At 59.1% G+C, this 357-nt stretch carries 1 protein-coding gene; it reads right to left on the minus strand.

The genetic code is table 11. The features are described 5' to 3' along the window. Positions 1-357: hypothetical protein (locus AC6CHM_RS25150; protein WP_498176074.1), on the minus strand; the 357-nt coding region annotated here is incomplete at both ends.

Consider the following 357-nt stretch of genomic DNA (forward strand, 5'->3'; position numbering starts at 1 on the left):
TCCTTGATCACGCCGGACGTGCCCTTCGACAGATCGGCAAGCTTCTGGTCTACCTTGTTGAGCTGGCCCCTGTTCACCGCGTCCGTATCGGCAGTACCTTCGGCAACATTGCCAATCCGGCTGGTCTTGGCATCGCCGTGCGCAGCGCTATAGGCACCGGCATTATTATCATAAAGCAGCGCATCTTTTTGCAGCGTGCCGATCTGACCGCCCTGCGTGACGAGACTGTCACCCTGGGCTTTGACCGTACCCTCGGCTGTCACCAGCCGCTCGTCCTGGCTTTTGACAACACCGTCAATCGCCTTCAAACCGCCAAGCATTGTCACCGGCTGCGCAATGTCCTTGCCAGCGGCATCC

This window comes from Phyllobacterium sp. GQ127, assembly GCF_059758635.1.